This window comes from Sphingomonas sp. CCH5-D11 (genome assembly GCF_001557395.1).
GTDB lineage: Bacteria > Pseudomonadota > Alphaproteobacteria > Sphingomonadales > Sphingomonadaceae > Sphingomonas.
In genome coordinates, this window is the sequence record NZ_LSKH01000214.1 from 79,422 (window position 1) to 105,421 (window position 26,000).

Sequence of the window (26,000 nt, forward strand, 5' to 3'; positions counted from 1 at the left end):
CCTATGTTCTTTACGTCCGCATGGATGCGTATTGGAGCGGTTGGGAAATCCCCAACATGGTCGCCAACGCCGCGATCGTGATCGGAACCGTGGTGTTGGCGCTGGCGCTGCATGCCGCGTTCATGGCGGTTGGCCGCCGCCTTGCCGCGCGGACGCCCGATTCAGTGGACGACGCCGTCCTTGCCCTTTCCGCCCGACCGATGCGCTGGATCGTGGTTGCGATTGCGCTGGCCGTCGCGCGGCGTTTTCTTGTGCTGCCCGAATGGGCCGACGATCTTTGGCAGATGATCGCTGGGTTCGTCGTGCCCGGCCTTCTCGGATGGCTGATCGTCACCGTTGTGCAGGTGTATATTCGCGCCATCGAGCTTCGCTACGATATCGCGGTTGAAGACAATTTGCGCGCGCGTCGGCGGCGCACCCGTGCGGCGATCCTGGGCCGGATCGTCATCATCGGCGTGTCCATGGTCACGATTGCTCTGATGCTGCTGTCCATCCCGAGCATCCGCAGTGTCGGCATCACGCTGATGGCCTCGGCCGGTCTTGCTGGCCTGGCGGTGGGCGCGGCCGCTCAACCGGCGCTGAAGAACCTGATCGCGGGGGTGCAGCTCGCCTTCACCGAGCCGATCCGCATCGACGACGTTCTGATCATCGAGGGGGAATGGGGAAAGGTGGAGGAGATCCGGCTGACCTATGTCGTGGTAGCGCTTTGGGACGAGCGACGGCTGATCGTGCCGGTATCCCGCTTCCTCGAAATGCCGTTCCAGAACTGGACGAGAAACACCAGCAAGCTTCTGGGAAGCGCCTTCTTCTGGCTGGATCCAACCGCCGACATTCCCCGACTTCGCGCGCGGTACGAAGAGGTGGTCCGCGCCAACCCGCGCTGGGACGGACGCGCCTTCGTGCTTCAGGTAACCGATACCAAGCCGGACGCGATCGAGGTTCGCGTTCTCGCCACGGCGAAGGATGCGCCCACCGCCTTCGACCTACGCTGCGACATCCGTGAGGCGATGCTCGCATTCATCCGCGATGAGATGCCCGAAGCGCTTCCCAAGCACCGGCTGCTTTCGCTTGCGGAGAGTGATGCGTTGCCCTCTCAGCGCTTCGCCTGATCAGGCCGGTTCGACCACCACGATTCCGCTGGCGACGGAGATGATCCGCATCCGCGCACCGGTCGGCGCATCCGGCCCGGCCGCGGGCCATTCGCCATCACCGACCCGCACGCGGCCACGTCCGGCGATGATCGGATCCGCGACGATCACCGTTTCGCCGACGAGTCGCCGCGAACGGTCGTTCAGCAGCGGGTCGCTCGTGTCCACCGGATAGTCCAGATACCAGCGGCGGCCGATCAGCACCGCCACCACGCTCCACATCGCAAATGCGCCAAGCTGGGCCGCGATCGGCAGGTCCGGCAGAATGAAGGTGGCCGCCGATACGATCGCCGCCGCCACGCCGAGGAAGACGAGGAACACACCGGGCAGCGCCAGTTCCGCACCGGCAAGCAGCACCGCGACGAGGAGCCACAGAACGGGAGCGTTCAGTGCGAGGCCGGCGAGGGTCATTGCTTCGGCTCCGTGCGGACCTGCGGCACCGACGCTTTGGTCGGGACCGCGGGATCGGATGCCTTGTCGCCAAAGGTTGCCTTGGCCAGCTCGCCGATACCGCCAAGGGTGCCGATCAGCTGAGTCGCCTCGACCGGGAAGAGGATGGTCTTCGCGTTCGGGCTGGTCGCGAACTTGCCAACGGCCTCTACATATTTCTGGGCGATGAAATAGTTCAGGCTCTGCGTTCCACCGCTTTCGATCGCGGCAGACACGACGTGGCTGGCCTTGGCTTCCGCTTCCGCGGCACGCTCGCGAGCCTCCGCATCGCGGAAGGCCGACTCGCGCCGCCCCTCGGCCTCCAGGATGCGCGCCTGCTTCTGACCCTCGGCGCGCAGGATTTCCGATGCGCGCATGCCTTCGGCTTCAAGGATATTCGCGCGCTTTTCCCGCTCGGCCTTCATCTGGCGACCCATCGCGTTCACGATATCGGCCGGGGGACGGATGTCCTTGATCTCCACCCGCGTGATCTTGACGCCCCAGGGGGTGGTGGCGTGATCCACCACGCTGAGCAGCCGAGCGTTGATCTCGTCCCGCTTCGACAAGGTCTCGTCGAGATCCATCGATCCCATGACCGTGCGCAGATTGGTGGTCGTGAGCTGCAGCAGCGCGACGTAAAGATCCGACACCTCATAGGCCGCCTTCGCGGCGTCCAGCACCTGGAAGAAGACGACCCCGTCGGTGGAGATCATCGCATTGTCCTTGGTGATGATCTCCTGACCGGGGATATCGATCACCTGTTCCATCATGTTCACGCGTCGGCCAACGCGATAGAAAAAGGCGGGATAGAAGTTGAAGCCCGGCGTGGCCGTCGTCGTGTAGCGGCCGAAATGCTCGATCGTATATTGGTAGCCCTGGCGTACGATCTTGATGCTGGTCAGCAGATAGAGCAGCACGATAGCCAGAATCAGCGTGGCGGTTGCAATGGCCATGCGCGAACTTTCCTCCCCAGATTAGAGCCAGCTTAGCAGGGGCGGGCGAGGGGGCCTAGCGGATCGTCGCTGTCGCGGTTACATGGCCCGCCACTCCTGCGCGACACGGAAACGGCACTTCATGGATATTCGGCTCGGCCTCACCTTCGACGACGTTCTCCTCGTTCCGGCTGCATCCGAGGTGTTGCCGAGCGAGGCGGATACCCGAACGCGAGTGACGCGCGACATCGCGCTCAACATCCCGATCCTGTCCTCGGCAATGGACACGGTGACCGAAGCGGACATGGCGATTGTCATGGCGCAGCTCGGCGGGATGGGCGTGCTTCATCGCAACCTGACCGTCGAAGAGCAGGTCGCGGCGGTCCGGCAGGTGAAGAGGTTCGAAAGCGGCATGGTGGTGAATCCGATCACCATCACGCCGCAGGCCACGCTGGCCGAGGCGCAGGCGCTGATGGCGCAGAACCGGATCAGCGGCATTCCGGTGGTGGAGACGGACGGCAAATTGGTCGGCATCCTGACGAACCGTGACGTGCGGTTCGCGGAAAACCCGATGCAGCCCGTGTCGGAGCTGATGACCCGCGACAATCTTGCCACCGTCCGCGTCGGCGTGGGGCAGGAAGAAGCGCGGCGGTTGCTGCACCAGCGCCGCATCGAGAAGCTGATCGTCGTTGACGACAATTACCGCTGCGTCGGCCTGATCACCGTCAAGGACATTGAAAAGGCCGTCACTTATCCGGATGCGACGAAGGATGCGGCCGGCCGCTTGCGCGTCGCGGCCGCGACAACGGTGGGCGACAAGGGGTTTGCGCGCACCGAGGCGCTGGTCGACGCGGAATGCGACCTGGTCGTGATCGATACGGCGCACGGCCACAACCGCGACGTGGCGCGCGCCGTGGAGCGCGTGAAGAAGCTGTCCAACTCCGTTCAGGTCGTCGCGGGGAACGTCGCGACCGGTGAGGCGACGCGTGCCCTGATCGATGCGGGCGCGGATGGCATCAAGGTCGGGATCGGCCCTGGCTCGATCTGCACGACCCGCGTGGTTGCAGGTGTGGGTGTGCCGCAGCTGACCGCGGTGCTGGACTGCGCCGAGGCTGCCGCGGCGAGTGGTGTCCCGGTGATCGCGGATGGCGGCCTGCGCACCTCCGGCGATCTTGCCAAGGCACTGGCCGCCGGCGCCTCGACCTGCATGGTCGGATCGCTGCTGGCGGGCACCGAGGAAGCACCAGGCGAAACGTTCCTTTATCAAGGGCGTGCGTACAAATCCTATCGCGGCATGGGAAGCGTGGGCGCGATGGGGCGTGGCTCGGCGGACCGGTATTTCCAGGGTGAGATCAAGGACCAGCTGAAGCTCGTGCCCGAGGGGATCGAGGGCCAGGTGCCGTTCAAGGGGCCGGCACGCGACGTGATCCACCAGCTGGTTGGCGGCATCAAGGCGGCCATGGGATATACCGGGTCGGCCACGCTTGCTGACCTGCGTGAGCGGGCAAATTTCGTGCGGATCACGGGTGCGGGGCTGAAGGAAAGCCACGTCCACGACGTGACGATCACGCGGGAGGCACCCAATTATCCGACGCGCTGAGCCAGCATGACACCTGCGGCACGCACCCAGGCGGCGATCGAACTGCTCGACGCCATCATCGCCGCCGCGCAGGAGGCAGGCGCTGCGGCTGATACGCTCATCGCCCGCTACTTCGCGACCCGGCGCTATGCGGGATCGAAGGATCGGCGCGCAGTCCGGGAACTGGTGTATGCGGCCATTCGCCAATGTGGTGAACGGCCGCCGAGCGGACGTGCGGCGATGCTGCTGCTGACCGAGCGCGATCCCGAAATTGCCGCGCGGTTCGATGGGTCGCCGCATGGCCCCGCGGCGATCCAACAGGGCGAACCGGTGGCCGTAAGCGGTGTGGTTCCGGCATGGATTGGGCGGGAATTGGAGCAATCCGGCCTGCCCGCGGCCTCCTGGCCCGCACTGGTGGCCCGGGCACCATTGGACGTCCGGATCCGTAGCGACGTGGACGCGGGCGAGGCCTTGTCGACGTTTCCGGACGCACAGCCGATCGCCGGTCTGGATCGCGGCTGGCGGCTTCCTGCCGGGACAGATGTCGCTCCGCTTGCCGGGGTGGCGGAAGTGCAGGATGCGGGAAGCCAGGCCGTGTCGCTGGCCGCGGAGGCGAGGCCCGGCATGACGGTGGTCGACCTGTGCGCCGGTGCTGGCGGCAAGACGCTTGCGCTGGCTGACGCCATGAGCGGAACCGGGCGGATCATCGCCTGCGACGTCGACCGTGCGCGGCTCTCGCGACTGCCGCCACGCGCCGACAAGGCGAAGCTGACGATTGTCGAGACCCGGCTGCTGAACCCCGGAAAGGAGGCCGAGGCACTTGGCGACCTTGCCGGCGCCGCGGATGTGGTCTTCGTGGACGCGCCATGTTCCGGAACGGGCACATGGCGGCGCAATCCCGAGGCGCGGTGGCGGCTGACGCCCGAACGGCTGAAGCGGCTGACCGCGACACAGGCGCATGTGCTGGAGCTGGCTGCGCCACTGGTGCGACCGGGCGGGTCGATCGTCTATGTGGTATGCTCGCTGCTCGATGCGGAGGGCACGCTCCAGGCGGAGCAGTTCCTCTCAGGGCATCCGGGCTGGAAGGCGTCCACACCGGCGCTGCCGATGGGGGCGCCGCACGGTGCCGGTGTCCGTCTGTCGCCGGTGCATGACGAAAGTGACGGTTTTTTCGTCGCGCGTCTGGTGGCGCCGTGCTAACCGGGACGTTGCCGTGCCGAAGCTGGAGCCCTTGATGCGTTACACGTCAGTCGCCGTAGCCGCTGCGCTCGCGATGGTTTCAATCTCGACATCGCTTCACGGCCAACGTCCAGATGACCAGATCGATGCCAAGTCGCTCGCGCTGTTGCAGCAGGGCAAGGCCGCCCGGTCAGCCGGCAATGTCGACACCGCCATCGACCTGCTGGAGACGGCGGTGGCCGTTGACCCGCGCAACCGCCAGGCGTTCATCGTCCTGGCCGAGTTGTCGGAGGGGCGGGGTCTGCCGGGCAAGGCGATCCGCCTGTACCGCGAGGCGCTGCTGCTCGAGCCCAATGACGTGGACGCGCTGACCGGCCAGGGCGAGGCGCTGGTCGCCAAGGGCGCCGTTGCGCGGGCCAAGGAAAATCTCGCGCGGGTGAAGGTGCTGTGCAAAGCCTCCTGCCCGCAGGCCACGACGCTTGCCGCCACCATCGCCAAGGGGCCGCCGGTCGCCACGGCCCAGGCCAACACGACCAAGCAGGTGCCCGCCAAGAACTAAGCGGCGGGCAGGCGCCGCCGATGCGGCCTTTGCCCTGATGGGCAGTGGTGCCGCTTGGTGCCTCGTCAGATGGCTAACATGCTCCGAAGCGCCCGACCGCCGAGGCTCCTCGGCGCGATCAGGCGTCAACATTTCCCACGCGCCATCCGTCCCAGCCGAGCAGGGCGGCGCGCCCTTCGACATAGCCATTCTCGTTAGACTCGAGCGCCTCCAGATCTTCGCGCCGACGGTCGATCATCTCCAGCCACCTCTTGCGCACCGCCGGCACCCGATCAGGCAGCAAATAGCGGTGCCACAGGCGCGCGACGCGCTTTTCCCGCCAGAGCCGTTCAAGGACGGGGCGGACCTCCTCCCCAGCGACGCAGGGGAGACGACGACGCAATTCTCCGACGAGATGCGAGGGATAGACCTCGGTTCGCTCGGCAAGGACGCCAAGGATCGCCAGTTCGATCAGCATCTCATCTCCGCGCTGATGCGGCGGTGTCGCGACAGAAGCAGTCATGATGAAGAACTCATTTTGACAAGGCGATGAGCTGGGCAAGACCGGTCGTCCCGGTCTTGGCGAGGACGGATGCGCGATGATCCTCGACGGTCTTGGGTGACAGGCCGAGGCGGTCGGCGACGACCTTGTTCGGATGCCCCTGCACAAGAAGATCGAAAACCTGGCGTTCGCGCGGCGTCAGGCTGGCGGTCCGGGCGCTGACGGCGCGCCGGTCGCGGCTCCACACGACGCCCTCGCGGACGGCGGCGAGCAGGCGATCCTCGTCGATCGGCTTTTCCAGGTAGTCCAGCCCGCCATAACGCCGCACGGAATCGACGGCGTTGGCGGTGGTGGGCCAGGCGGTCATGAAGACGATCGCCACGTCCGGATCGAGAACGCGAACGCGATCGGCAAACCCGAAGCCGTCCAGATCCCCCATCATCACATCAGTGACGATGCAGTGCGCCGGCGCATCCAAATAGACCTGAAGCAGATCAATCGGATCAAGGATCGGTTCGGCGGCATAACCGTGCCGCCGCAGGAGGCGCGCGACGCTGGCCGCCAGATCGGGATCGTCATCAACGACGTAAACGGTATCACCTTTGCTCACGCCGGCTCCCCCACCAAGGGGAGGGTGATGGTAGCGCGCACCCGCCCGTTCTTTTCCGTGGCGCGGACGAGCGTGCCGCCATGCGCCTCAACAATTGCGCGAGCGATCATCGTGCCCACGCCCATCCCCGGCTGGGAGGAACGGCCTGGCGCGCAGCCATTCTCGACGCAGAGGCGCACGGTTTCGCCTTCCTGTTCCACCACCAGGCTTACCTCGCCACCCGTTCCGCATGCCTGCGCGGCGTTGCGGATCAGGTTCATCATGGCCTGGGCGAGTTCCACTTCCTGTCCGAGCACGATCAGATTGCTGTCGACCCGGCCGACCGCCAATCCGACGCCCGCCGCGGAGATCTCGGGACGAGCCAGGGCGAGGACGCTGTCCATCAATGCACTGACCGGCAGCGGCGTCGGCTCATCAACCGCGCGCCCGCCATAGCGGCGCAGACGCCGCACGAGCTCCGACAATTGCGTTGCCTTCGCATGGATCAGGGCAGCGGTCGCGACGACCTCCGGCGGCGCGTTCTCCGCCGATTCGTGCAGGTGGCGCGCCTCGATCGAGAGAGTGGAGAGTGGCTGCGAAATCTCATGGATCACCGCCACCGACATGGCGCGCAGCGTCTTCAGCCGCTCGGCCTGAAACAACAGGCGGTCACGCCGGGCCAGCGCCTCGCGCGCACGCGCCTGCGCATCGGAAAAACTGCCGGCCAGATACCCCGTCACCACCAGGGTAGCGAGACCAAGATGGAGGTTGAGGCGGGCGGCAGTAGACATTTCCGTGGCCGTGAAAGGCAGCACGATGGTCGCCACGATAAGCAGCGCGCACCAAGCACCGAACCGGCCAAGGCGAAGGCCAACCCAGGCGATCGCCACCAGCACCGGCGCCGGCTGAAGCCCCAGCCCGACCCAGGCGAGCCCGACCCCGAGCAGGATACCGAACCCCAACACCGACGCGCTTTCGATCAGGATGGGCGCGCTTCGATGACGAATGGTGAAGCGGTTCTTCCCGCTGATGTGGTCCGCCACCCAGAGCAGGGGCGGGGCAACCAGGAGCACGCCAAGCAGATCGCCAATGGCAAAGGCATTGAGCGAGAGTACCATGGCGCGGAAATCGGTGATGCCGGTCAGATCCGGGCGGAGCAGCGCCTGTGGAATGGCCGCAAGCGATGCGGCGATCGGCGCCAACACAGCCGCCACGGCGAACGGCATTGGCGCCGTAAACATGACGCCGCGGCTCTCCATCCCCCGCAGCAGGCGACGGGTGACAACGACGATCAGGCCGTAGGCAAATACCGGCCGGACCACGGCGGACACGAGCATGAACCAGTCGGAACGGGTTAGCACCACCGCCCCGGTAAGCAGATCCATGCCGAGTTCCACGGCGGCGACGGGCAGGGTGAGGCGCGCGCCGGCGCGCCAAAGGAGCGCGAAGCGCACCCCAGCAGCCGGAAACCAGAGCGAATAATAGCCGTCACCATCCCAGGCGGCGGCAAGCTTGTGGGTAAGAACGAAGCCCAGCGCGTACAATGCCAGCAGCGCCACATCGCGCGCACGCCCCCGCGGAAGCGCCAAAACGAGACGCCGCGAGGCTGAGCGTACCTCATCGTCATGGAGCGCGCCGCTGGCCATAGATTACCGAAACGCGGCCCCTTCCCCAAACAGGTAGCGTAAACCCTGCATCTAGCACGGAAAACGCGAAACATGTCGTTGGCGTGCGGGAGCATCACGGCCAAGCAGGGAAATACCCGGTACCGCGGTGACTTACCGGGTATTTCCCGGATAACACCCGGTACACGCCCTAGGCATTAGGCCGATGCCTCTGAGGGCGCGACACGTCGAGACGGACCAAAACGGGGGGACGTTGCGACGGAAATGATGCGGAGCTGTGCAAGGGGGCCGGCTCCGCATCTGTCATGTGGCGCGCCGTGCGGGTGATCGCGGGGTCGAGAAGGGAGCGACCTAGCGGTAGCGGCTGCGTGGCCGGGCGAGCGGGAGGCCGGAGGACCGGGGGGATCGTGCCGGCCTCCCAATCGCGAAAACGATACAGAATCTTAGGCAGCGTAGCGCGCGCCTTCAGGTGCTGAGATGGCGCGCGAGGGCCAGGAACTCCGGCACGCTTACCGTTTCCGCCCGGCGGGTGGGATCGATGCCCTCAGCCTCCAGCGCGGCCAATGCGCCGGGCACGCCACGCAGACTTTGCCGCAGCATTTTGCGCCGCTGACCAAAGGCGGCTGCGGTAAGCGCCTCCAGCTTTGCCAGGGCGACGCCGGATGGCGCTTCAGACGGCTCGATATGCACCACTGCCGACATCACCTTTGGCGGCGGGGTGAAGGCCGAGCGGTGGACGGGCATGGCGATGCGCGGCGTGCTGCGCCATTGGGCAAGCACCGCGAGGCGCCCGTAGGCGTCCGTGCCGGGCGACGCCACGATCCGGTCGGCCACCTCGCGCTGGAACATCAAGGTGAGCGATCGCCACCAAGGCAGCCATTCCGCGGACAACCAGCCGACCAGCAGCGCCGTACCGACATTATAGGGGAGGTTGGCAACGATATGGGGCTTGCCGGCGAACAGGGGGCGGGGATCGATCGTCAGCGCGTCGCCTTCGATCACCTTTAACTTGCCGGGATACGCTTCGCCGAGTTCAGCGAGTGCCGGGATGCAGCGTCGGTCCCGCTCGATCGCGGTGACGCTCGCCCCCGTCGCGAGCAGCGCCCGCGTGAGGCCACCGGGGCCGGGCCCGATCTCCAGCACCTCCGCGCCGTCCAGATCGCCGGGAATGCGGGCGATGCGGGCGAGAAGCTGCGCGTCGAAGAGGAAGTTCTGGCCCAGCGCCTTGGAGGCGCTGAGACCATGCCGCGCGATCACGTCGCGCAGCGGCGGCAGATCCGTCACAGGTTGGGACAGGCGGCGCGCATCGCGGCAGCCTTGGCGGCCATGGCGATGGCGGCGATCGTCGCGCCCGGTTCCGCCCTGTTCTGTCCGGCAAGGGTGAAGGCGGTGCCGTGATCCGGCGAGGTCCGCACGACCGGCAGCCCGAGCGTGATGTTGACGCCTTCATCGAAGTGCAGCGCCTTGAGCGGGATCAGCGCCTGATCGTGATAGCAGCAGAGCGCCGCATCATATTGTTCGCGCGCGCGATCATGGAACATGGTGTCCGCGGCAAACGGTCCCATGGCGTTGATGCCTTCCTCCCGCAGCTGCGCGATGGCCGGTTCAAGCACCTCAATCTCTTCGCGGCCCAGCGTGCCGGATTCGCCTGCGTGCGGGTTGAAGCCGGCAAAGGCGAGACGCGGCTCCTCCACGCCGAAATTGCGACGCAGCCCCCGCGCCGTGGCACGGCCCTTGGCGACCACCAGTTCGATCGTCAGCAGCGAGGCGACCTGCACCAGCGGAACGTGCGTCGTCATCGGCACCACCCGCAGCGACGGGCCGGCCAGCATCATGACGGCATTTTCCTTCGACACACCGAAGCGCTCGGCAACGAATTCGGTCTGCCCCGGATGGCTGAAGCCGATGCCGTAGAGCTGCGCCTTGGAAACCGGCCCGGTCACGAGGGCGGAGGCTGCGCCCGATCGCGCGAGCCCGACTGCCAGTTCCAGCGAATGAAGCGCGCAGCGCGCACCGTCAGCGTCCGGGCGGCCGGGCACGATCTCCCCGGCATCCTCCACGGTCAGGACCGGGAGCGCCGCGTCAAACGCGCCTTCCACCTCCCGCAGATCGGTGATCGGGGCGACCGGGCCCTTCCACACCCGCTCGATCGCGCGCACGTCGCCGACGGCGAAGAAGGGGGGAAGCGCCGCGGCGTTGCGCGCGGCCCAGGCCTTGGCGATCACCTCCGGCCCGATGCCGGCCGGATCGCCCATGGAAACAGCGAGAGGCGACACGACCGAGATTTCAGCGATACTCCACGATGGCGTCGCGACGCAGGTCACGAAGGGCCTGCTGCGCACGCAGGTTGACGCGCTGCTGCTCCAGCTGGTTCTGGATCTGCTCCGAGCCGGGAAGCTGGGCCGATGCCGTATCGTCCCGTCCGCAAAGAACAAGGGTGCGCACGCCTTCGTCCGGATTGCCGAAGGGCGGCGTTGCCTGGCCGACCTGGAGGTTCAGCATGATGTCCTGCAGCGGTGCGGGCAGATCGCGAATGCGGATCGCATCGTTCTGCACCACTTCGGCATTGATCGAGGCAGCGACCTTTTCCACCGAGCCGCAGCCCTGAAGCTTGGTCAGCGTGGAAGCGAAGCTGGCCGTCCGCTGGCTCGCCTGCGCCTGGGTCGTGCCGCGCGGGAACTTGATCGTCATCTGCTTCAGGCTGAGACGGGCGTCGCGAGGGTTGGCCGTGAGCACCTGGCGCTTGTCCACCAGGTGAAGGATCGAGAAGCCGCCCGGCACGGGAATCGGGCCGACGACCTGACCGACCTGCATCTGGCCGGCTGCCTCCGCCAGCTCCGCCGGAAGCTGTGCGCCGCGTACCCAGCCAAGATCGCCGTTCACGCCGCGCGTCGACGCTTCGGAAAAGTTGCGGGCGAAATAGCCGAACGGCGCCTGGCCCTTCTGGATCTCACCAATCAACTGACGCGCCGCGCCATAGACTTCTTCGGTGCGATCCGGCGTGGCGGACAGATAGATTTCGTTCAGGTGAAACTCGTCCGTCCCCTTGGCTGCCTCGAGCCGGTCGAGGATCGCCTTCACCTCTTCGTCGCCGACGTTGACGAACGGCTCGACCCGGCGTCGCAGATAGCGTTGCCATGCAAGCTCGCCTTCGATCTGGCGCTTGATGGAGCGTTCGGACGAGCCCTGTTCGCGCAGGAACACGCGGAACTGTTCCGGGGTACGGCCGAAGTTGCCGGCGATGCGGTTGAGACTCTGATTCAGCTCATCATCGGTGATGGTGATCTCAGCGGTCTTCGCCTGCTGGATCTGAAGCACCTCGTCGATCAGCTGACGCAGCACCTGAAGGCGCAGTCGATCGATCTCCTCCGCCTTCAACTGAACATTGTTCGCGGCAAGGATCAGGGCCACGCGCTGATCCACATCCGTGCGGGTCAGCACATTGTCGTTCACGATCGCCGTCGCCTTGCGCACGTTCGGGTCGACGGTGCCGAAGATCTCCAGATTCTGGGGGATGTTCAGCCCGGTATTGTCCGGCAGCGACTGGTCAGCCACCGTCGCCGGATCTGCCTGCTGCCCCGTGGCTGCGCCCGCGGCGGCCAGCGCCAGCACCATGCCCGCGACGCGGCCGAACCGCAGCGCCTTGTTGCCCATCGTCGTCACTCGTTCAGGAATCCCATCTTGCGCGCCGTTGCTGCCGGCCCGGCACTGCATTCTTGTAGCTGAACCGAGGCTTAGCGCCCGAGGTTCTTGAAGGCCAGCGTCAACAAATAGCTGCTGCCGCGCCGGGCGTCGCCGGTGGTCCGGTAATCCTGGCGCCAGGTGACACCCAGCGTGAGGCAATCGTCCTCATATTGGACGCCGAGACGATGGCGGATCGGATCAAAGCCGTCGGCCAGCGAGAAAACGTCATCGGTGCGATCGGTAAGATCAATGAGGCCCGACGCGAAAGCCGACCAGAAGCGGGCAAACTGCACGCGTCCGCCAACCCGGATTTCCTCCCGATCCTGCAGATCCTCCAGATCGACGATGTCTCGGTTCAGGCGCAGATAGCCGACCAGAAGATAGGTGTCGCGCGATCCGACGGTGGCGTCGACTTCGTTGCGGCGGACGGCCAGCCCATCCTTGTCGAGCCGGTAACGATGCGTCAGCGATACGAAGTCGCGGAAGCGCAGCGTGGTGCGGCCGACGATATCGGAGAACCGATCGCTGAGCCCGGTGCCCGACGGAAGGATCGTTGCCCGATTGTCCAGACGGTAGCTTTGGCCAACATTGGCCGAGAGGCTGAACCCCGGCAGATCGAGATCATATTCGATGCCGTAGGTTGCCCGCGAGGAATCCTCCCAACGATCATAACCGGCGAAGCGGTTCAGCGCGAAGAGGTTCGAATCCTCAAGGTCGATCGCGCGCGCATCTTCGTTTGGCAGATCGAGGTTCTCGATCTTCGGCGAGGCGACGATCTGCAATCGCGGCGTGATCCGTTGCGTCCCGCCCATCAGCGCGCCGACGAACGGCCAGCGCACGTCGACCGCCATGGATCCGATGGCGCGCGACTGAAAGCCCTCGACCCCACGATAGCTGGTGATCTCGGTCGCGGCAGTATCGTTGGTGTTATAGGCATCGGCGCGCGCGAAGGCCGTGAAGGTGACTTCCTGTCCCCAGTTGGTCAGCCGGCGCAGATCCCATCGGGCGCTGGCAAAGGCGCGCTGCGTGTCCTGTCCGGCCTTTCGGCCGAGCGCGAGCGTGTTCAACTGAAATTGGACGGTACCGCCCAGCAGGTCTTCGGTGGTGCGACGGCGATAGTCGAGCTCGGGCAGCGCGATCGGCTGAAATCCCTGCCGCTCACCCACGCGTAGGGTCTGCGTGGCCCAGCCGGCGAGAGAGAAATAGCTGTCCCGATCGATCCGCTCCAACGCGACGGTGGTTCGCAGGCGATCGGCCTTGGAGATGTCATAGCGGCGCAGGAAGGTTCGATCGGTGGCGAGCCGCAGCGAGCCGGAGAGGCTCCAGTTCTCATCCAGCTGAAAGCGCCCGACCCCGTCCAGGTAGCCGCGGAACGCCTGTTCGGTTGTCGAGGTGAACCCGCTGGACAGATCATCGCTGCGGCGGCTCACCGTGCCGTAGCCGGTGATGCTGAAGGCGCCGAGTTCGTTCAGATGCTCGTAATTGGCCTCGAGCATCGGAAGCACGTCGGAATAGACGTGCGGCGTAACGGTCAGCTTGCGATTGGGTGCGAGCCGGAAGAGGTAGGGCGTTGCGACCTCGAACCCGTTCACGCGATCATAGCTGACGTTCGGCGTCAGCAGGCCACTGGCGGTGCCTTCGCCAATCGGGTGCGAGAATTTCGGCAGCGGGATCGAGGGCAGGCCAAACAGATGAACCTGTCCGCCGGTGTAGTAGACGCGCTCACGATCGGGGCGGTACGTGACCTTGACGGCTGTTACCTTCCACGTCGGCTCCTTGGGGCAGCCTTCGGAGTCCACCACCGAGCAAGCGGTGTAGGCGGCGCGATCCAGCGAAATGGTGCCGTCTTCGAAGCGAGTGCCGCGGTCGGCCGCCAACCGACCGCCGCGCTCCAGCACGACGAGCATGTTGTCAACCAGCCCGTCCTTCAGCGAATCAGTGAGCTCGATCGAATCGCCGTATGCGGTATCGCCTTCCGGACTGGTGACCGCGATGTTGCCGGTCGCGACGACCTTGCCGGTCTTGCGATCCCAAACGACCTTGTCGGCGCGCAACCGCTGCCCCGCGCGGAACATGCGGACTTCGTCCGTGGCGGTGACGACATCGCCTTCATAATCATATTCCAGCGTACCGGCGCTGAAATTCACCTGATCGTCGGCGACCGTGCCGGGCGCCGGATCCGCCGCGACTTCGGGAGCGGGCGGCGGCACCGGCCGGTCCTGAAGATCCTGCGCGGCGGCCGTGCCCGATAGCCCGCACAGGAACGCCGCCGTCAACGCGCAACTGGCCAGAAGGTCGAGACGCGTCACTCGCTTACCCGCAAAGCTTGAACCCCTTTTCGCCGCCTCAAGGCGCGTCAGCCATCGGCCCTATCCATCGAAAGCGCGAGGCGCAACGCTTTGCCACTGGCGGCGGAATGCCTATCTGCAGGACAAAACAAGAGGAACAATCATGAATGTAACCTTTGCCGCCGATCGTCCGGCCGATGCGCCAGTACTTGCGCTGCCGGTCACCAAGGCGGGCGCCGGATCGATCGCGCCCGCGGGGCTGGACGAATCGGCGCGGGCGATCGTTGCCGCCGCCGCCGCCGGGCAGCGCTTCACCGGCGAGGCCGGGAGCGTGGCGGAGGCCTATGTTCAGGCGGGAACGGGCGCCAGCCGCATCATCCTCCTTGGTGTCGGCGAAGGCGACGACGCGAGCTACGAGCGGGCCGGCGGCGCACTGACCGCGCGGCTGCTGACCTCCGGCGTGACCGGCGCGGTGGTTGACCTGTCGGGTGCCGGGGCGAGCGCGACCGCCGCGGCCCGGCTTGGTGCTGCCGCTGCGCAGCGGGCGTGGCGCTATGACGTTTATCGCACCAAGCTGTCTGACGAGGCGAAGCCGTCGCTCGCCGAAGTGACCATCGTCGGTGCGCCGGATGGCACGGATGCCGAATGGGCGACGCGCGATGCAGTGACGCAGGGCCTGGCGCTGACCAAGACGCTGGTGACGCTGCCGCCGAACGTCCTTTATCCGGAAAGCTTCGTGGAGATCGTCACCAAGGAAGTCGAAGGGCTCGCCCTGGAAGTGACGGTGCTGGACGAGCCGGCGATGCGCGACCTTGGCATGGGCGCGCTGCTCGGCGTGGCGCAGGGATCGCGCCGCGCACCCCGCATCCTGGCGCTGCGCTGGAACGGCGCCGGCGAGGGTGATCCCGCACTCGCACTGGTCGGCAAGGGCGTGACGTTCGACACGGGCGGCATCTCGATCAAGCCCGCCGCCGGCATGGAAGACATGAAGTGGGACATGGGCGGCGCCGGTGCGGTCGCCGGGGCGATGAAGACGCTGGCGCTGCGCAAGGCGAAGGCCAACGTGATCGGCGTGATGGGCCTGGTCGAGAATATGCCGGACGGCAACGCCCAGCGCCCGGGTGACGTGGTGACATCCATGTCGGGGCAGACGGTGGAGGTGATCAACACCGACGCGGAAGGCCGGCTGGTGCTGTGCGACTGCGTGACCTGGGTGCAGCGGACGCACAAGGTGAAGACGATCGTCGACCTCGCCACGCTGACCGGCGCCATGATCATCAGCCTGGGCAATGAGCAGGCTGGCCTGTTCGCCAACGACGATGGTCTTGCAGAGCAGCTCCTCGCCGCCGCAAAGGCGAGCGGCGACCAATTGTGGCGGTTCCCGCTCGGCGCCGCCTATGACAAGCTGATCGACAGCCCCATCGCGGACATGAAGAACGTCGGCCCGCGCGGCGGCGGATCGATCACCGCGGCGCAATTCATCAAGCGCTTCGTGGAAGAGGAGGTTCGCTGGGCGCATCTCGACATTGCGGGCACCGTCTGGTCCGAGAAGGACGGTCCGACGTGGGGCAAGGGCGCGACCGGCTATGGCGTGCGACTGCTCAACGCCTTTGTCGCCAGCAACTTCGAAGGCTGATGCAGGTCGATTTCTATCACCTGACGCAGATGCCGATCGAGCGCGCGTTGCCGCGGATTGCGGAACGCGTGCTCGCCGGCGGCGAGCGGCTGCTTATCGTGGGGGCTGACGAGCGGCAGCGCGCGGCGGTCGACCGGCTTTTGTGGGAATATGCGTCCGAGAGTTTCCTGCCGCATGCCTGCACCGGCGCGGGCGACGATGCCGCGCAGCCGATCCTGATCGCCGCCGACGTGAACGCGGCCAATGCCGCGCGGCACATCGCGCTGATCGACGGCGAGTGGCGCGATGAGGCACTGACGTTCGATCGCGTTTTCCACTTCTTCGACGAAGAACGGATCACCGCGGCGCGCGCCGCGTGGAAGGCGCTGGCCGGGCGCGAGGGGGTGGAGCGCCGCTATTGGAAACAGAATGAGGCCGGGCGCTGGGAACAGGCCGCCTGAGCCGCGGCCGCCGGGCAGTTGCGCTTCCCTCTTCCCCCGGCTAACGGCCCGGCAGTTTCCAGCATCCCCAACACAGGAGCAAGCGACCATCATGGCCGCCAACCGTACCTTTTCGATCATCAAGCCCGATGCCACCCGCCGCAACCTGACGGGCGCCGTCACCAAGATGCTGGAGGAAGCTGGCCTGCGCGTCATCGCCTCCAAGCGCATCCAGATGACCAAGGAGCAGGCCGAGGGCTTCTACGCCGTCCACAAGGAGCGCCCGTTCTTCAACGATCTGGTGTCGTTCATGATCTCCGGCCCGGTGGTCGTGCAGGTGCTGGAAGGTGAGAATGCCGTGCAGCGCAACCGCGACATCATGGGCGCGACCAACCCCGAGAACGCAGCGCCCGGCACGATCCGCAAGGAGCTGGCCGAGTCGATCGAGGCAAATTCGGTGCACGGGTCGGATTCGGACGAGAATGCAGCGATCGAGATCGCCTATTTCTTCAAGCCCGAAGAGATCGTCGGCTGATCCGATGATGCAAGACTGGCGGCTGCGCCGTGCCACAGCGGCGGATGCGCCGGCGGTGGCGATGGTTGCCGCCGCCAGCTTTCTTGAAACGTTTGCCGGCATTTTGCCCGGCGAGGACATCGTGGCGCATTGCGCGCGCAACAGTGCGGCGGCGAAATTCGCTGCCTGGGCCGATGATCCGGCAAGCGTGGTGACGGTGGCGGAACATCCCGACGGCCTGGCGCCGGTCGGTTATTCGCTGCTCACCACACCGGATCTCCCGATTGATCCGCTCCCCGGCGACGTAGAGCTGCGCCGGATCTACACGCTATCGCTGACGCGCGGCACCGGGCTGGGCCACCGGCTGATGGCGCTCGCGCTGGACGACGCGGCGGCGCTTGGCGCGAAACGGGTCCTGCTGGGTGTGCTTGGCACCAATGTCCGGGCGCGCAGCTTCTACGAGCGGGAAGGGTTCATTCTTGCCGGAACGCGGCGCTTCAATGTCGGCGCGGGCTGGTACGACGACGTGATCTACGCCCGCGCGCTCTGACGCTTCATCTCGGCCGTCCAGAGCGCGTCGATGCGCTTGCGGTCACCACCCGTTTCGCGCACCCGCACGGCCTCGATCTCAAGGCTGCGACCGCCAACGAGACGCCCGTGTGTCCGCCAGATAATTTCGACAACGGCATGGCCCTCGCGCGGCGTATCGCCGACCATGTAACGGGTGGTGACAAGGACCGGCAGGCGGCCTTCGCGCTCGTCAGCGCCGCCGTCGGTGGCGGCCAGAACGGCGCGGTCGAACCAGGCCTTGTCGATGCGCGCGGTTGCGGGGGTCTGCCGCTCGATGCGGAGGGCGGCCGGGAAGTCGACGGCAGTATCGATCAGCTCGTGGCGCGCGTCCGAAAGCCGGATCTCCTCGCCGCCGCGCGCAAGATCCGCGTCCAGGCTGAGCCGGACCTTGGCAGCGCCGGCCGCGGCGCTGGCGGCGGCCTTCTCCTGCGCCGCGTCGCGCTTTTCACTCCAGTTCAGGCCAAGGGTGAGGGCCCCGATGACGAGCCCCAGCACGGCCACCATCTCGGGCAGCGTCACCCAGCGCCGGCGACGCCTTTCCGCCCCGGGCGTGTCGCTCATCGTCCACCCATCTCCAGCAAACGGCGCGGCGCCACCATTTCCCAGCTTGCGGCGATACGGTCTGCCACATGGTCCCAATCGGTGTCCTGCGCGGCGACACGGATCGCGATCCAGCCCGACGGCCCGAGATAAGGCGGCTTGTAGTAGAGGTCGGGATCCGCCTCGATCAGCATGCCTTGTTCTTCCGTTCCGGTGGTCTTCACCAGAACCGCTGTCTCGCCATTGCCGTGATGATCGTGTGAGAAATAGGCGAAGAACTTACCCTTTTCGATGTGAAAGCCGGGCGCGCCGTGCGACAAGCGCTCGGCCGCTTCTGGCAGGGCAAGCGCGATCGCGCGCACCTTCCCTAGCGTCTGCTCGACGGCTTCTACTGGCTCAGCCATTCGGACAGGACGCGTGGGTAAAGGCGATGTTCCTCGGCCAGCACGCGAGCCGCAAGCGTGTCGGCCGTATCGTCCGGGAGGATCGGTACCTCCGCCTGGCCAAGCACCTCGCCGCCATCCAGCTCCTCCGTGACGAGGTGAACCGAGCAGCCGGCAACCCTATCTCCGGCCGCAATGGCGCGTGCATGGGTATCGAGCCCCTTGTACTTCGGCAGCAGGGAGGGATGGATATTGACGATACGATTGCGCCAGCGGCCGACGAATTCGTCCGACAGAAGGCGCATATAGCCGGCAAGCGCCAGATATTCGGCCCCGGCGGCGCGAAGGGCGGCATCCAGCGCGGCTTCGTACGTCGCCTTGCCGACCTCCTTGGGAGACAGAGCGAAGGTGGGGATGCCGTGCTCCAGCGCCCAGCCGAGCCCCGGCGCGGTGGGTCGATCCGACGCGACGACGACGACTTCGTAAGCCGCGCCCGCGTGAGCGACGAGCGCCTGCATGTTCGATCCCCGTCCGGAGATCAGCACGCCGATCCTGGCTGTCATGCGTGATGCGTGGCGGTCCAGGGTGCCCGCGCGCTCCATGTTTCGGTCGAGCCGGTGACGGTGCAGCCGCGTTCGCCCGACTCGATCGCGCCAATGCGGAAAACCTGCTCCCCGGCGGATTCGAGATCGGCGGCGACGCTATCAGCCTGATCGGCTGTGACGACCACAACCATGCCGATGCCGCAATTGAAGGTACGCGCCATTTCCTCCGGCTCGATGGCGCCCTGCGCCTGGAGGAAGGCCATGAGCCGCGGCTGCGACCAGGCATCTGCGTCGACGCGGGCATGGGCGCCGGCCGGCAATACGCGCGGAATGTTTTCGAGCAGGCCCCCGCCGGTGATGTGTGCAAGCCCTTTGATGCGGCCGGCGGAGACCAGCGGCAGAAGGCTCTTCACGAAAATCCGAGTCGGCGCCATCAGCGCCTCGATCAGCAGCACGTCGGAATCGAACAGGGCCGGACGGTCCAGCTTCCAACCCTTGTCTGCGGCGAGTCGGCGAACGAGCGAAAAGCCGTTCGAGTGCACGCCCGAAGAGGCGAGGCCGAGAAGCACGTCGCCTTCGCGAATCTCGGTTCCGGTCAGTACCTGATCACGTTCGACCGCGCCGACGCAGAAGCCGGCGAGGTCATAGTCACCATCGGCATACATGCCCGGCATTTCTGCCGTTTCACCGCCGATAAGGGCGCAGCCGGCGATCCGGCACCCCTCCGCAATGGACGCAATCACGCGTTCGGCAACGGCCGCATCCAGCTTCCCTGAAGCGTAATAGTCGAGGAAAAACAACGGCTCGGCGCCTTGGACAATGAGATCGTTGGCGCACATGGCGACGAGATCGATGCCGACGCCATCGTGTCGATTGTGCTCGATCGCCAGCTTCAGCTTGGTGCCGACGCCATCATTGGCGGCGACCAGGAGGGGATCGGTGAACCCCGCCGCCTTCAGATCGAAGAAGCCGCCAAAGCCGCCAAGGTCGGCATCCGCCCCCTTGCGCCGCGTTGCCCGCGCCAGCGGTGCGATCGCCCGCACCAATGCATTGCCCGCCGCGATCGACACGCCGGCCTGCTCGTAAGTGTACCCGCTTCCGCTCATGTCGTGCCGACTAGCCACAACGCGCTTGGATTTCCACGCCTGCTTCGCCAAAAGACGCCAGCTTATGCGCCTGAAGCCCTTGTTCCTCGTTCCTGCCGCCGTGGCGCTTGTGCTCGGTACGGGTGTCAGCATCGCCCAGATCGAGGGCAGTGGCCGGGGCGTGGCGCCGGTAGATAGCTCCAGCGACTATGAAGTTTCGGGCGTGCGCGTCGATGTCGCCGCCAAGGACGCCGACAGTGCGCGGCTGGGCGGCTGGCGCGTGGCGCAGCGCAAGGCGTGGCTGGAACTTTCCAAGCGGCTGGGAGCGGGCAAGGGCCTGGTGCCCGATTCGACGCTCGATTCGCTCGTCAGCGGCATCGTGGTGGAAAATGAGCAGATCGGCCCGAAGCGCTATGTCGCGCGGCTCGGCATATTGTTCGATCGCAATCGCGCCGGGGCGATCCTGGGCATTTCCAATTATGTGATGCGCTCGCCGCCGATGGTGGTGATCCCGATCGTCTGGTCGGGCGGCGTGGCGACCGGGTTCGAGCAACGGACGCTGTGGCAGGAAGCCTGGGCTCGTTACCGAACCGGCGGCAGCGCGATCGACTATATCCGGCCGACCGGCAGCGGCCCCGATCCGCTGCTGCTGAACTTCGGACAGACGCAGCGGCCCGGGCGCGGCTGGTGGCGCGCCGTGATCGACCAATATGGCGGCTCGGACGTGCTGATGCCGACCGTGAAGCTGTATCGTCAATGGCCCGGTGGGCCGGTGATCGGCGTGTTCCAGGCGCGGCAGGGACCGGACAACCGGCTGCTTTCGCAGTTTACGCTGCGGGTGGGCAGTGTCGCGGGTGTTCCCGCGCTGCTGGACGCCGGCGTGAAGCGACTGGACGAGGCTTATCAGGCGGGATTGCGCGCGGGATATCTGCGCAGCGATCCTGGCCTGTCCTATGTTCCGGCCAGCGAAGTGCCAGTCGAGGATGACGAGGCGGGTGAAACGCTGGTGACGGACGCGCCGGTGCTGCCGGTGGTGTCGATCGCCGTCCAGTTCGACACGCCAGGGGTGCCCGCCGTCACCGCCGGTGAAGCGGCGTTGCGCGCGGTGCCCGGCGTTTCCTCTGCCACGACCAGCAGCCTTGCGCTTGGCGGCGTTTCCGTGATGACCGTCAGCTTTGCGGGCCCGCCGGAGGCACTGAAGGCCGCGCTGGAGGCGAGGGGCTGGCAAGTGTTCGGATCCGGCACGACGATCCGCATCCGCCGCGCACCGCGCCTGCTGCCGCCGGAACTCACGCCTGACAATGCAACGGCCGGATGATGGCCCAACGATGAGCCAGATCGCGCTGCCCCTGGTATGGCCCGCAGATCCGCGCGACGACGAATTTCTGGTTTCCCCATCCAACGAACGCGCCGTGCAGGCACTTGACCGCTGGGCGACCTGGCCGGTCATGACATCGCTGCTTGTTGGACCGCGAAAGTCGGGGAGGAGCCTGCTTGCGCGTATCTTCGCCGCCAAGAGCGGGGGCACGATCATCGATGATGCATCCAGCCGGCCGGAGGACGAGCTGTTCCATGCCTGGAACCGGGCACAGGTGGAGCGCCGGCCGCTCCTGCTCGTATCCGACATGGCACCGCCAGCCTGGGACGTCGCGCTGCCGGATCTGCGGTCGCGTCTGTCTGCGACGCCGCTGGCGGAGATTGGCCCCCCAGACGATCCCTTGATGCACGCTTTGCTGGAGCGTGAATTCGGCCGCCGGAGCCTGGACGCACGGCCGGATCTGATCGAGTGGCTGGTGGCACGGATCGAACGGAGTCATGTTGCCGTCATACGATGCGTCGATGCGCTCGATCAGGAGGTGATGGAACGTCGCAAGCGGCTGTCCATTCCTCTGGCCAGAACGACGCTCGCACAAGCTGCGTTGATCACGACATCGCCGGAGCCATGATGAACCGATCCGTCCGCCAAGCTCGTCTCGACTCTGATGACGATCCCTTCGAGGAGCGGGGCGGGGATCGGTATTTCAATCGCGAAATGTCCTGGCTCGCGTTCAATCGCCGTGTGCTGGAGGAGGCGCGCAATCCCGCGCATCCGTTGCTTGAACGGCTGCGGTTCCTGTCGATCTCCGGATCGAACCTGGACGAATTCTTCATGGTCCGCGTGGCGGGGCTGAAGGGCCAGCAACTGCTGGAGGTGGAAGCGCGTTCGGCAGATGGCCTGACTCCTACGCAGCAACTCGGCGCGATCACGGCGGAGGCCGACGCGCTGCTTGCCGATCAGGAGACGGTGTGGCGGGAGATCCGCCATGCGCTGAGCGACACCGGCATTCAGGTGCTGGGGTCGAGCAAGATCGACGCGGTTCTCTCGCGCGATGAAGTGGCCTGGCTCGGCACGCACTTCCAGGAGCAGATCTTTCCGGTGATCACGCCGCAGGCGCTCGATCCCGCCCACCCGTTCCCCTTCATGCCGAACAAGGGCCTCGCCGTGATGTTCGACCTCATCCGGATATCGGATGACGAGCCGATCCGCGAACTGGTCATGGTTCCCAACGGCATGTCCCGTTTCGTCCGACTGCCGGGCGCGACCGCCCGCTACGTGGCGGTGGAATCGATCATCAAGCGTTTCTCCTCCGTCCTCTTCCCCGGCTATCGGGTGGAGGGCGCTGCCGAGTTTCGCGTGCTGCGCGACAGCGACATCGAGATCGAGGAAGAAGCCGAGGATCTGGTTCGATATTTCGCCAACGCCATCAAGCGGCGGCGGCGCGGGCGGGTGATCCGGCTGGAGCTGGAAAACGGGATGCCAGCCTCGCTCGCCAAGGTGCTGCGCGACGAGCTTGGCGAACAGGCGCTGGTCAGCGAAAGCGGATCGTTCCTTGGGATTGGTGATCTGGACCAGATCGTCGAGGAGGACCGGCCTGACCTTAAATTCGTGCCGTTCACGCCGCGCTTCCCCGAGCGGATCCGGGAGTTTGGCGGCGATTGCTTCGCCGCGATCAGTGCCAAGGACATCATCGTCCACCACCCGTACGAAACGTTCGACGTGGTGCTCGCCTTCCTGAAGCAGGCGGCCAACGATCCGGACGTGGTCGCGATCAAGCAGACGCTGTACCGCGCGGGCAAGCAGTCGGCCGTTATCAACGCGCTGATCCAGGCCGCGGAGGCGGGCAAGTCGGTGACGGCGGTGGTCGAGCTGAAAGCGCGTTTCGATGAGGAGCAGAACCTGCTCTGGGCCTCGGCGCTCGAGCGCGCTGGTGTCCAGGTGGTCTACGGCTTCATCGACTGGAAGACGCACGCCAAGGTTTCCATGGTGGTGCGGCGCGAAGCGGGTCAGTTTCGTACCTATTGCCACTTCGGGACGGGAAATTATCACCCGATCACGGCCAAGATCTATACCGATCTCAGCTTCTTCACGGCCAATCCTGCCACCGGCAGAGATGCTTCGCGGATGTTCAATTACATCACCGGCTATGTCGAGCCGGAGGACATGGAGCGCCTGGTCCTATCTCCGCGATCACTGCGTACCCGCCTGATCGAAGAGATCGAGGCGGAGATCCAGCATGCGCGCGCGGGGCGGCCGGCCACGATCTGGGCCAAGATGAACAGCCTGGTCGATCCGGCGATCATAGAGAAACTGTACGAGGCGAGCGGCGCCGGCGTTCAGATCGATCTGGTGATCCGTGGCATTTGCTGCCTGCGCCCGCGCATTCCCGGCCTGTCGGAGAATATCCGGGTGAAATCGATCGTGGGGCGATTTCTGGAGCACAGCCGGATCGCCGTGTTCGGCAACGGCGCGCCTTTGCCCAACGATGATGCCCATATCTATATTTCGTCGGCGGATTGGATGCCGCGCAACTTCGACCGGCGGGTCGAATATATGCTGCCGCTGGAAAGCGGGACCGTTCATGACCAAGTGCTGGATCAAGTGATGCTCGCCAATCTCATCGACACCGAGCAGAGCTGGGACCTCTATGCCGATGGTAGCTACATGCGCACGCCGCCGGGCGACAAGCCGTTCAACCTGCATCGTTACTTCATGACCAATCCGTCGCTTTCGGGCCGCGGCGCGGCGTTGGGCGAAGGTGGGGCCGTGCCGAAACTGTCGCTGCGGGGCTGATCGAGTGGAGGGAAAGCGGACCGCCATCGTTGATATCGGATCCAATTCGATCCGGCTGGTTGTTTACCAGGGCCCGCCGCGGCTGCCCGCCATCCTGTTCAACGAGAAAGTGCTGGCCGGACTAGGCCGGAGCCTTGCCGGGGCTGGCACGATCGACAGCGAGGCGATGGAGATGGCCAGCGCCGCGCTCCGGCGGTTCGGCGCGCTAATTCGCGAGATGGACTGCGATGACGTGCGAACGGTTGCCACGGCGGCGGTGCGCGATGCCGCGAACGGCGCCGATCTGATCAGAATGGCAGAGACGCTGGGGCTTTCCGTCGAGCTCTTGTCCGGTGCGCAGGAAGCCCAGGCAGCCGGGCTGGGCGTGCTATCCGCCATCCCCGAAGCAGACGGCATCGTCGGCGATCTGGGCGGCGGCAGTCTGGAGCTGGTCCGGATCGCAGAAGGTCGGGTTCACGAGCACGTGTCCTTCCCCTTGGGCGTTCTTCGCCTTGAGGAACTGCGCAGCAAAAGCGGTTTCGCACGCCGGGTGGAACGGATCCTGGAAGAGGCCGGCTGGTCCGGCGTTGGCAGGGGAAAGCCGCTTTATCTCGTTGGTGGATCCTGGCGATCGCTGGCGCGGGTCGACATCCACGACCGCCATTATCCGCTGTCGGTGCTTCATGGCTATGCCATGCCGATCTCACGGGTCGATCTGCTGCGCCGCAAGCTGCCGACGGCGGACAAGGCATGGTTCAAAGCGGTGCCGAACCTATCCACCGGGCGTGTCCCAACCTTGTGCGCTGCCGCCGACCTGCTGGGCGCGATCCTGCCGGTCCTTGGCTGTTCCGGAACGATCGTGTCCGCCTTCGGCCTGCGCGAAGGGCTGCTGTACGAGCGGCTGTCCCCTGCCGAAGCAGCGCTGGATCCGCTTGTCGTCGCAGCGCGCGACGAAGGGGGACAACTCGGCCGCTTCGCCGAACACGGGGATCTGCTGAACCGCTGGATTGCCCCCTTGTTCGACGGAGAACCCGAACGCAATTCGCGGCTGCGCCACGCCGCCTGCCTGCTCGCCGATACGAGCTGGCGCGCCAATCCGGAGTTCCGGGTGGAACTGGGGATCGAGACAGCCCTGCATGGCAATTGGGTCGGAATCGATGCGCGCGGGCGAGCGATGATGGCCGCCGCGCTCGCCGCGAGCCTAGGGGCGCAGCCGCCCTATCCCGCGCCAATCCCGCTGCTGGCCGGACCACAGGACATCGCCACGGCCACGGCCTGGGGCTTGGCCATTCGGCTGGCGCAGCGGCTTTCCGGCGGGGTTGCCGGGCCGCTCCATCGGACAGGTATTTGCCGCACCATCGGCGGCGTCGAACTGATGTTCGAGGACGGCGATCTCGCGCTCAGCGGCGAGGCAGTCGAGAAGCGCCTGAAGGCACTGGGCGCCGCATTGGGCCTGCCGGTGCGCATCGGGCGCCGACAGGACCAGTCGCCAGCGCCTGTCAGCCGCAGGACAGCTTGACGATAGCGCCCGCCGTGTCGATTTCGATGTTCAGGCGATCGGGCCGGAAATCCATCGTGAGCGCCGACCCGCTAGGGTAGCTGCGAACAACGCGTGCGCCGGCACGCTGCTTCGCCTCCGCCTCATGAGCCGCCAGCGGCTTGCCGATGAGATCCTGCACCGTGGCAGCGTTGCACGCGGCGGGGAGGTTTTCCGCCGGCGGTGCC

At 66.1% G+C, this 26,000-nt stretch carries 26 protein-coding genes; 12 read left to right on the forward strand and 14 right to left on the reverse strand.

The window, feature by feature from the left end; translation table 11 throughout:
* Window positions 1–56: 56 nt before the first annotated feature.
* The gene (locus AX702_RS13645) at window positions 57–1,109 is read left to right on the forward strand and encodes a mechanosensitive ion channel family protein (protein ID WP_231731852.1); all 1,053 of its coding nucleotides are present in this window, start codon (window positions 57–59) and stop codon (window positions 1,107–1,109) included.
* On the opposite strand, the gene AX702_RS13650 is transcribed toward AX702_RS13645, so the two are convergent.
* On the reverse strand, window positions 1,110–1,559 hold the full coding sequence (locus AX702_RS13650; RefSeq protein WP_066780428.1) for an NfeD family protein: 450 nt from the start codon (window positions 1,557–1,559) through the stop codon (window positions 1,110–1,112).
* Window positions 1,556–2,530 carry an SPFH domain-containing protein gene (locus tag AX702_RS13655; RefSeq protein ID WP_066780430.1) on the reverse strand — a complete coding sequence of 325 codons (975 nt, stop codon included), beginning with the start codon at window positions 2,528–2,530 and terminating at the stop codon, window positions 1,556–1,558. The genes AX702_RS13650 and AX702_RS13655 overlap by 4 nt, the downstream gene beginning before the upstream one ends.
* A 121-nt stretch (window positions 2,531–2,651) precedes the next feature.
* Here AX702_RS13655 and guaB point away from each other — a divergent pair, with 121 nt between their 5' ends.
* The 3 genes from guaB to AX702_RS13670 are packed head-to-tail and all read left to right on the forward strand — an operon-like array spanning window position 2,652 to window position 5,826.
* On the forward strand, window positions 2,652–4,109 hold the full coding sequence (guaB, locus tag AX702_RS13660) for an IMP dehydrogenase (protein WP_066780432.1): 1,458 nt from the start codon (window positions 2,652–2,654) through the stop codon (window positions 4,107–4,109).
* Between the two features lie 6 nt (window positions 4,110–4,115).
* The gene (locus AX702_RS13665; RefSeq protein ID WP_066780434.1) at window positions 4,116–5,288 is read left to right on the forward strand and encodes an RsmB/NOP family class I SAM-dependent RNA methyltransferase; all 1,173 of its coding nucleotides are present in this window, start codon (window positions 4,116–4,118) and stop codon (window positions 5,286–5,288) included.
* Window positions 5,289–5,322: 34 nt separating this feature from the next.
* A complete protein-coding gene (locus AX702_RS13670; protein WP_066780488.1) occupies window positions 5,323–5,826 on the forward strand; it encodes a tetratricopeptide repeat protein in 504 nt (167 codons plus the stop codon).
* Between the two features lie 118 nt (window positions 5,827–5,944).
* Here AX702_RS13670 and AX702_RS13675 read toward each other — a convergent pair whose 3' ends face one another.
* The 7 genes from AX702_RS13675 to AX702_RS13705 form a co-directional block, all read right to left on the reverse strand.
* Entirely contained in the window at window positions 5,945–6,328 is a 384-nt protein-coding gene (locus AX702_RS13675; protein ID WP_066780436.1) for a hypothetical protein, read from the reverse strand.
* A 10-nt stretch (window positions 6,329–6,338) separates the two neighbouring features.
* Window positions 6,339–6,917 (reverse strand): response regulator transcription factor, encoded by a 579-nt coding sequence (locus tag AX702_RS13680; RefSeq protein ID WP_066780438.1) that lies wholly within the window; start codon window positions 6,915–6,917, stop codon window positions 6,339–6,341.
* Entirely contained in the window at window positions 6,914–8,485 is a 1,572-nt protein-coding gene (locus tag AX702_RS13685) for a sensor histidine kinase (RefSeq protein ID WP_231731853.1), read from the reverse strand. The genes AX702_RS13680 and AX702_RS13685 overlap by 4 nt, the downstream gene beginning before the upstream one ends.
* Before the next feature lie 501 nt (window positions 8,486–8,986).
* Entirely contained in the window at window positions 8,987–9,805 is an 819-nt protein-coding gene (rsmA, locus tag AX702_RS13690) for a 16S rRNA (adenine(1518)-N(6)/adenine(1519)-N(6))-dimethyltransferase RsmA (RefSeq protein ID WP_066780440.1), read from the reverse strand.
* Window positions 9,802–10,806, reverse strand: coding sequence for a 4-hydroxythreonine-4-phosphate dehydrogenase PdxA (gene pdxA / locus AX702_RS13695; RefSeq protein ID WP_082746259.1), 1,005 nt, complete (start codon window positions 10,804–10,806; stop codon window positions 9,802–9,804). Before pdxA ends, rsmA begins: the two co-directional genes overlap by 4 nt.
* A gap of 1 nt (window position 10,807) precedes the next feature.
* On the reverse strand, window positions 10,808–12,175 hold the full coding sequence (locus tag AX702_RS13700; RefSeq protein WP_066780444.1) for a peptidylprolyl isomerase: 1,368 nt from the start codon (window positions 12,173–12,175) through the stop codon (window positions 10,808–10,810).
* Between the two features lie 80 nt (window positions 12,176–12,255).
* The gene (locus AX702_RS13705; RefSeq protein ID WP_066780446.1) at window positions 12,256–14,514 is read right to left on the reverse strand and encodes an LPS-assembly protein LptD; all 2,259 of its coding nucleotides are present in this window, start codon (window positions 14,512–14,514) and stop codon (window positions 12,256–12,258) included.
* Window positions 14,515–14,656: 142 nt separating this feature from the next.
* Here AX702_RS13705 and AX702_RS13710 point away from each other — a divergent pair, with 142 nt between their 5' ends.
* The 4 genes from AX702_RS13710 (at window position 14,657) to AX702_RS13725 (ending at window position 17,612) form a co-directional block, all read left to right on the forward strand.
* Window positions 14,657–16,129 (forward strand): leucyl aminopeptidase, encoded by a 1,473-nt coding sequence (locus tag AX702_RS13710; RefSeq protein WP_066780448.1) that lies wholly within the window; start codon window positions 14,657–14,659, stop codon window positions 16,127–16,129.
* Window positions 16,129–16,569, forward strand: a complete 441-nt coding sequence (locus AX702_RS13715; RefSeq protein ID WP_066780450.1) for a DNA polymerase III subunit chi — start codon at window positions 16,129–16,131, stop codon at window positions 16,567–16,569. The genes AX702_RS13710 and AX702_RS13715 overlap by 1 nt, the downstream gene beginning before the upstream one ends.
* 91 nt (window positions 16,570–16,660) lie before the next feature.
* Complete coding sequence (ndk, locus tag AX702_RS13720; RefSeq protein WP_066780452.1) at window positions 16,661–17,083, forward strand: nucleoside-diphosphate kinase; 423 nt, start codon at window positions 16,661–16,663, stop codon at window positions 17,081–17,083.
* 4 nt (window positions 17,084–17,087) lie between these two features.
* Window positions 17,088–17,612, forward strand: coding sequence for a GNAT family N-acetyltransferase (locus AX702_RS13725; RefSeq protein WP_331710406.1), 525 nt, complete (start codon window positions 17,088–17,090; stop codon window positions 17,610–17,612).
* On the opposite strand, the gene AX702_RS13730 is transcribed toward AX702_RS13725, so the two are convergent.
* Genes AX702_RS13730 through purM form a run of 4 tightly spaced genes read right to left on the reverse strand, consistent with a single transcriptional unit; the run spans window position 17,594 to window position 20,206 of the window.
* The gene (locus AX702_RS13730) at window positions 17,594–18,151 is read right to left on the reverse strand and encodes a hypothetical protein (RefSeq protein ID WP_156455489.1); all 558 of its coding nucleotides are present in this window, start codon (window positions 18,149–18,151) and stop codon (window positions 17,594–17,596) included. The genes AX702_RS13725 and AX702_RS13730 overlap by 19 nt on opposite strands.
* A gap of 38 nt (window positions 18,152–18,189) precedes the next feature.
* On the reverse strand, window positions 18,190–18,576 hold the full coding sequence (locus AX702_RS13735; protein WP_066780456.1) for an MmcQ/YjbR family DNA-binding protein: 387 nt from the start codon (window positions 18,574–18,576) through the stop codon (window positions 18,190–18,192).
* Window positions 18,561–19,118 carry a phosphoribosylglycinamide formyltransferase gene (gene purN, locus AX702_RS13740; protein WP_066780458.1) on the reverse strand — a complete coding sequence of 186 codons (558 nt, stop codon included), beginning with the start codon at window positions 19,116–19,118 and terminating at the stop codon, window positions 18,561–18,563. The genes AX702_RS13735 and purN overlap by 16 nt, the downstream gene beginning before the upstream one ends.
* On the reverse strand, window positions 19,115–20,206 hold the full coding sequence (gene purM / locus AX702_RS13745) for a phosphoribosylformylglycinamidine cyclo-ligase (RefSeq protein ID WP_066780460.1): 1,092 nt from the start codon (window positions 20,204–20,206) through the stop codon (window positions 19,115–19,117). The genes purN and purM overlap by 4 nt, the downstream gene beginning before the upstream one ends.
* A 64-nt stretch (window positions 20,207–20,270) precedes the next feature.
* Here purM and AX702_RS13750 point away from each other — a divergent pair, with 64 nt between their 5' ends.
* The 4 genes from AX702_RS13750 to AX702_RS13765 are packed head-to-tail and all read left to right on the forward strand — an operon-like array spanning window position 20,271 to window position 25,794.
* Window positions 20,271–21,503: a heavy-metal-associated domain-containing protein gene (locus tag AX702_RS13750; protein WP_066780462.1), complete on the forward strand. Its 1,233-nt coding sequence runs from the start codon at window positions 20,271–20,273 to the stop codon at window positions 21,501–21,503.
* Between the two features lie 10 nt (window positions 21,504–21,513).
* The gene (locus AX702_RS13755; RefSeq protein WP_066780465.1) at window positions 21,514–22,131 is read left to right on the forward strand and encodes an HdaA/DnaA family protein; all 618 of its coding nucleotides are present in this window, start codon (window positions 21,514–21,516) and stop codon (window positions 22,129–22,131) included.
* Complete coding sequence (locus tag AX702_RS13760) at window positions 22,131–24,296, forward strand: RNA degradosome polyphosphate kinase (protein ID WP_066780495.1); 2,166 nt, start codon at window positions 22,131–22,133, stop codon at window positions 24,294–24,296. The genes AX702_RS13755 and AX702_RS13760 overlap by 1 nt, the downstream gene beginning before the upstream one ends.
* Window positions 24,297–24,300: 4 nt before the next feature.
* Window positions 24,301–25,794 (forward strand): Ppx/GppA family phosphatase, encoded by a 1,494-nt coding sequence (locus AX702_RS13765; protein ID WP_066780468.1) that lies wholly within the window; start codon window positions 24,301–24,303, stop codon window positions 25,792–25,794.
* Here the strand turns inward: AX702_RS13765 and AX702_RS13770 are convergent.
* A partial coding sequence (locus AX702_RS13770; RefSeq protein ID WP_066780470.1) for an I78 family peptidase inhibitor occupies window positions 25,775–26,000 on the reverse strand: 226 nt, incomplete at its 5' end. The genes AX702_RS13765 and AX702_RS13770 overlap by 20 nt on opposite strands.